The sequence below is a fragment of the Pseudomonas sp. 25 R 14 genome (assembly GCF_900004755.1).
Taxonomy (GTDB): Bacteria; Pseudomonadota; Gammaproteobacteria; order Pseudomonadales; family Pseudomonadaceae; genus Aquipseudomonas; species Aquipseudomonas brenneri.
In genome coordinates this window covers 452,981-458,980 of sequence record NZ_CVTS01000065.1, presented here as the reverse complement: position 1 = coordinate 458,980, position 6,000 = coordinate 452,981, and the positions used below count along the sequence as shown (strand labels likewise).

Annotated in this window: 5 protein-coding genes; 2 read left to right on the top strand and 3 right to left on the bottom strand. The window is 58.4% G+C overall.

What is annotated here, in order from left to right; all coding sequences use genetic code 11:
* Positions 1 to 208 precede the first annotated feature (208 nt).
* Both BFQ03_RS25365 and gdhA read left to right on the top strand, forming a co-directional pair.
* Complete coding sequence (locus BFQ03_RS25365; RefSeq protein WP_065942825.1) at positions 209 to 1,171, top strand: IS110 family transposase; 963 nt, start codon at positions 209 to 211, stop codon at positions 1,169 to 1,171.
* 257 nt (positions 1,172 to 1,428) lie between these two features.
* Complete coding sequence (gene gdhA / locus BFQ03_RS25360) at positions 1,429 to 2,766, top strand: NADP-specific glutamate dehydrogenase (protein ID WP_032861862.1); 1,338 nt, start codon at positions 1,429 to 1,431, stop codon at positions 2,764 to 2,766.
* A gap of 108 nt (positions 2,767 to 2,874) precedes the next feature.
* On the opposite strand, the gene BFQ03_RS25355 is transcribed toward gdhA, so the two are convergent.
* From BFQ03_RS25355 to BFQ03_RS25345, 3 genes are all read right to left on the bottom strand, one after another.
* A complete protein-coding gene (locus BFQ03_RS25355) occupies positions 2,875 to 3,231 on the bottom strand; it encodes a hypothetical protein (protein WP_032861863.1) in 357 nt (118 codons plus the stop codon).
* Between the two features lie 271 nt (positions 3,232 to 3,502).
* Positions 3,503 to 5,356: an Lnb N-terminal periplasmic domain-containing protein gene (locus BFQ03_RS25350; RefSeq protein WP_065944250.1), complete on the bottom strand. Its 1,854-nt coding sequence runs from the start codon at positions 5,354 to 5,356 to the stop codon at positions 3,503 to 3,505.
* A gap of 91 nt (positions 5,357 to 5,447) precedes the next feature.
* Positions 5,448 to 5,936, bottom strand: a complete 489-nt coding sequence (locus BFQ03_RS25345) for a DUF3015 domain-containing protein (protein ID WP_032861865.1) — start codon at positions 5,934 to 5,936, stop codon at positions 5,448 to 5,450.
* Positions 5,937 to 6,000 lie beyond the last annotated feature (64 nt).

Genomic DNA, 6,000 nt, shown 5'->3' with positions numbered 1-6,000 from the left:
CCCGCTTGTATGTTTAAACTTGAAGGGGTGGGCGGTGACTAAAAGCCCGATTCCGACTCTAGCCAGTACGGACCGTGGGAGACTTCTCGTCCCGCCCTTTCTACCCCAAGCGCCGATAAGGAATTCATCGGGAAAACCGACGATAGAGGCAAGCCAGCGCTGGGGTAGACCCCGACAAGCCCTTAAACACTAGCTCCGAGGATTTGTTATGACAATCCTTACTTCACCAACGGTTCTGGGTATCGATGTGGCCAAGGCCGACGTCGTCGCCTACCGCGAAGACCTCAAAGCCATTCAAACCATTACCAACGACCGCGATGCTCTTGGCCGCTGGCTCAAAACGCTACCTGCCAACAGCTCAATTGCCCTGGAAGCCACCAGCACTTACCACTTGGACACAGCTGAACTCGCCCATGAAATGGGACATCGGGTTTACGTTGTAGACGCTTATCGGTTGAGCCATTACCGCGAAAGCATTGGCCAACGGGCGAAAACAGACCCTTGCGATGCGCGTTTGCTGGCGCGCTACCTGAGCAGCGAGCAGGAACGGCTGCGGCTCTGGAGCCCACCTCCGCAGGCTTATAAGCTATTGAAAAGCTTACTGCACCGACGTGCAGAGCTTATCAACTTGCGCGTGAGCCTAACGCTGAGTTGGTCGGGCGAACCGCTTTTGAAGGACGAATTGGCCCAGCAGTTAAAGTCCTTCAAACAAGCTGAGCTGGTCATTCAGAAGTTGCTGCACAAAGTCAGCAAAGAGGCAGGCATCACCGAAAACATCAAGCGCTGCAAAGCCATTGAAGGGGTTGGTGATCTTACGGCTACGGGTCTAGCGACAGCCTTCATGCGTGGCCATTTCGCCAGTGGCGATGCATTCATCGCTTTCTTGGGGATGGATCTGAGACCAAAAGACTCCGGAAAGAAGGCCGGTCCTCGGCACCTGAGTAAAAAGGGCGATTCGGAGTTACGGCGCCTTGCTCACAACGCAGCAATGGCCGCTAGCCGATCGCCGACCTGGAAACCCTATTACGAGTCCTACCTGGCCCGAGGATTGGCAAAGACCCAAGCCCTGGTGATCCTCGCCCGCAAGCTCTGCCGGGTGGCATTCGCGCTGATGAAAAACCAGAGCGAATATCAGCCGAATTTAAGGTTGCAGGGTTTCCCTGCAACATAGAATCTCCCACATTCGATCGCATTCCAAGGTTGAAACTCGATCAAATGTGGGAGCGGGCTTGCTCGCGAAAGCGGTTTAACTGTTGGTGCATGCTTTAAGCTGAAATACCCTTTTTGGGGCGTCAAGTCGCAGTTATTTATATCTATTGCACCATTTAAATTCACAAAAGCGACATTTTGCCCTGTCGCGGTGCAGCATGAGTTGATAAAGTCCTGGGCAAATCGCCATTAACGACAATAAATCTGCCGAGAATTTTCATGATCGAATCCGTCGAATCCTTCCTTGCCCGCCTGAAAAAACGCGACCCGGACCAGCCGGAATTTCACCAGGCCGTAGAAGAAGTCCTACGCAGCCTGTGGCCGTTTCTAGAAGCCAATCCCCACTACCTGACCTCGGGCATCCTGGAGCGCATCTGCGAGCCGGAACGCGCCATTACCTTCCGAGTGTCGTGGGTAGATGACCAGGGCAAGGTCCAGGTCAATCGCGGTTTCCGTATCCAGATGAACAGCGCCATTGGTCCCTATAAAGGCGGCCTGCGCTTCCATCCGTCGGTCAACCTGGGGGTGCTGAAATTCCTCGCCTTCGAGCAGACCTTCAAGAACTCCCTGACCTCGCTGCCCATGGGCGGCGGCAAGGGCGGCTCGGACTTTGATCCCAAGGGCAAGAGCGACGCTGAAGTCATGCGTTTCTGCCAGTCGTTCATGAGCGAGTTGTACCGCCATATCGGCGCGGACGTAGACGTTCCTGCTGGCGACATTGGTGTTGGGGCCCGGGAAATCGGTTTCCTGTTCGGTCAGTACAAGCGCCTGAGCAATCAATTCACCTCGGTGTTTACCGGCAAGGGCATGAGCTACGGCGGCAGCCTGATCCGCCCTGAAGCCACCGGTTTTGGTTGTGTGTACTTCGCTGAAGAAATGCTCAAGCGCCAAGGCCAGCGCGTCGAAGGCAAGCGCGTGGCGGTTTCCGGCTCTGGCAACGTTGCGCAATACGCAGCGCGCAAGGTCATGGACCTGGGCGGCAAGGTGATTTCCCTGTCCGACTCCGAAGGCACCCTGTATTGCGAAAGCGGTTTGACCGAGGAGCAATGGTCGGCGTTGTTGGAGCTGAAAAACGTGCAGCGCGGGCGTATCAGCGAGTTGGCCGCGCGTTTCGGCCTGGAATTTTGCGCCGGCAAAACCCCATGGGAACTGGCCTGCGATATTGCCCTGCCATGTGCGACCCAGAACGAACTGGACGCTCAAGCCGCACGTACCTTGCTGCGCAACGGCTGCATCTGCGTGGCCGAAGGCGCCAACATGCCGACCACTCTTGAGGCTGTGGATATCTTTATCGACGCCGGCATCCTGTTCGCTCCGGGCAAGGCATCCAATGCCGGCGGCGTGGCGGTAAGTGGCCTGGAAATGTCCCAAAACGCCATGCGCCTGTTGTGGACCGCCGGTGAAGTGGACAGCAAGCTGCACAACATCATGCAGTCGATCCACCATGCCTGCGTGCACTACGGCGAGGAAAATGGCCGGGTCAACTACGTGAAAGGCGCGAACATCGCGGGCTTCGTGAAAGTGGCTGACGCGATGCTGGCGCAGGGCATCGTCTAAGCCATAACGCTGATCAACTGTAGGGGCCGGCTTGCCGGCGATGATGGCAGACGCTGGTGCGTTGATCTTCCGGCCGCCATCGCTGGCAAGCCAGCTCCTACAGAGGTTTTATTGGCTGCGATAGGCCCGTGCGGCGTCGCGATCCTTCTCTTGCTGCCAGGCGCGCTCGCGCTCGTCCCAGTGGCGGTCCCTGTAGTCATTACGCTCCTCGCTCTCGCGCATGGCCTTGCACTGGCGAAAACCGTCCTCCCAGCCTTCGGCGTACGCATGGTCTTTTAAATAGCGTGGGACGTCCTTGCGAAACTCTCCGGTGATCACCCCGGCTGCCTGGCGCCCGCTGTTGCAGCCATCGTCAAAACCGTCGGCGAAGGGCGGTGGATAACCTTTGGCCAGCAATTGATCGTGGGTTGATTGGCACCCTGACAGCGCCATCACCACGCCCAGCATTACCGCGAACCGCCACATCTCATACTCCAACGCCATTGAACGGCTGATAGAGCAAGTCTAGGAGGCGATTCGTTGAGGAGATGTGAAAGGGGGGTGAGAAATCTGTTGGGAGGCTATGTCACTGGGTTGGCCGCCAGGGCAACATGCTCAGGGATAAACGCAAACCCAATGTGGGAGCGGGCTTGCTCGCGAAGGCGGTATATCAGTCAATATAGGTGCCGACTGACACACCGCCTTCGCGAGCAAGCCCGCTCCCACATTTAGATCTGTGTTGGGCTTTGGAGGCGGGTCAGTAGTGATACCACTTCACTTCCAGCATTACCTCGTTCACCGGCGTCGCCAAGTGGCTGAACTCTCGCTGCGCGCTCAGGCGTACGCCGAGGTTGCGCGATACTTCCCACTGTTGATTGAGGCTGATACTGCGCCGTACTTCGCCATTGGTGAAGAAATCGCCCTTGGCTTCCAGGCTCAGGTTACCCAGTGGGTTTCTCCACAGCAGGCCGGTGTTGAAACCGGCCGCGGGGGAGATGAATTCGCTGAAGTCATTGTTATGTTCCACGCGTACGGTACCGAGGGCGAAGCCAAGCATGTCGTCGCGTAGTTGCCAGGTGCCGCCGGCGCCGCCGTTGACGTGGCTGACCAGGGTTTCGTCGTTGTGTTTGCCCGATACCCGTTCCAGGCCGCCGGTGACTTGCCAGGACAACGGTTGCAGCAAGTCATTGCGTGGTGTCAGTGAACGGATGGTCGCCAGGTCCAGTTGTTGCAACTGCCAGTTATTGCCCTCGTACTGGCGCAGTTTCATCTGCAGGATTTCGATCTGTGCCCCCAGGGGGAACCCTTCGGCGTTGTCGTTGAGGTCGTGGTAAGCCATGCGCAGGCCGTATTCGCCGAAGGCCTTGTCGCCCCGGGTGCCGATGCCGGCCTGCCAGGTGCGTGATTCGTGGCCGTTCTCGGGCAGGCCCGGGCGTTCGATCTGCAGGTCAGGCGCGGGGTTCTGGTTGATTGCCCGCAGCAATTCGAAACTGCGCTGGGAGCGTTCGGCGTCGCGCTCCAGGCCATTGGCGCGGTAGCGGCCAAGGCGGTAGGCCGCGTCGATGATCAGGGCCTGGCGATCTTTGCCGATGGCTTTGAATGCCGGGTCTTGCAGTTGTTTCTGGTCATCGCTGATCTTCAATACCCATTGCTGCTCGTCGCTGTCCAGCGGCTTGGCGCGCTCCAGCAACTCGCGTTCGCGGGACGGGCGATAATCGATTTTCTCCACCAGGCCTGCGTCTTTCACCGCTTTTACGGTGTCGGTGGGAATGGCGGTGAGCGGGAACTGTTCGGTCAGGCGCAGGCCCGGGCGGGCCACTTGCAGCAGTTCCAGCAGGCGGTACGAGCAGTTTTCATCGAAGAAGAAATAGTCGAACTGGATCTGCTTGAGCTCCCACACGTGCTCGACCATGCGCTCGGTCTCGACCTGGGTCAGGTTCAGGCGGTATTCCCACAGGTCGCGGTTTTCCAGGCTACGGTATTCGGAGAGTTTTTCCTGGTAGGGCACCAGGGCGAACAGGCCAGGATAACCGCCCATCAGGCCTTTCCAGGCATAGAGGAGGCTGTTGTCCGAGCCTTCGATATAGGCGCCGAAGTTGATCGCGTAGCTGAGCAGCGCGGTCTTGTTGCTCTGTACGTCAGCCTGGTCGATACGCAGCAAGGTGTGGCCGAACATCGAGGACGGGCTGTTGAGGTAGGCTGCCGGGAAGATCATCACCGCACTGTGGGGCGCGACGTCCTTGAACCATTGCTTGAACTCGACACAGTCCACGGCCGGCAGGTCAGTCAGTTGCAACTGGTCCTTGAGCCAGCGGGTACGGGCCGGGTACACGCATTGGGTGTGTTTTTCACCGAGGCTGGCCGGGGCATACAGCGCCTCTACGGTGGCCTTGAGTTCGGCGTCAGGGTGGTGCGCGCCGTCTTTGGCGAGAAAGAATTTCTGGTCGCTGACATAGCTGCGCCAGCCGCTGATCTTGCCGGCTTCGTAGTGCCCCAGCGAGAGCCAGAACGGATCATTGGCCAGTTGCTGCAAACGTTGATCATCAAGGTGCGGCGCCGCAGATAGCGGGGCGCAGGCGAAGAGTGCCAGGTAGGCAAGGCGTTTGAGCATAGGGGCAACTTAAGTCGGAATAAATAAAGACCCAAAGCGGGCAGGTCCAAAAAATAAAACCCGCGCCGGGTAGGGCGCGGGCAGGTCGAGCTTAAGCCTGGGTGGCGTATTTCGCCAGGCGGGCATCGCCCTTGAGGATGGCGAGGGTGTTGGTGTGCACGTCTTCGGCGGTCACGTCAGCCTTGCTGAAGATCTGCTGGAAGTGTTCGTGGGTCACTGCTGCGAAGTGATCACGATCCTCTGGAGCAACGCCCAGGACCACGGCATAGGTGGTCAGCGCTTCGCCATTGCCTTTGGCCATGTCTTCGGACAGCTCGTTCATCATGCCATTCATGGCAATCCACGATTTGCCGCCGTAAGTCAGCGCGCTGTTGGTGCTGCAACCGTTGGTGCCCGAGGTCATGCCGAAGGTGGCGTTACCGGAGGTGCCGTTGGTGGTGGAAGCCAGGAAGTGAGCGGGAGTACCGCGCTGGCCTTCGAACAGCATGTTGCCCCAACCGCAGTTCGGGCCACCTGGTGCTTCAGCCATTGCATTGAGGGAGACGACGGTGAAGAGAGTACCGAGAAGGATCCGTTTCATAGCTTTGTTCTCTTTGTGTGCAAACCAATGGACAAGGGTTCAGGCGCCTCATGGCGCCCTAGGG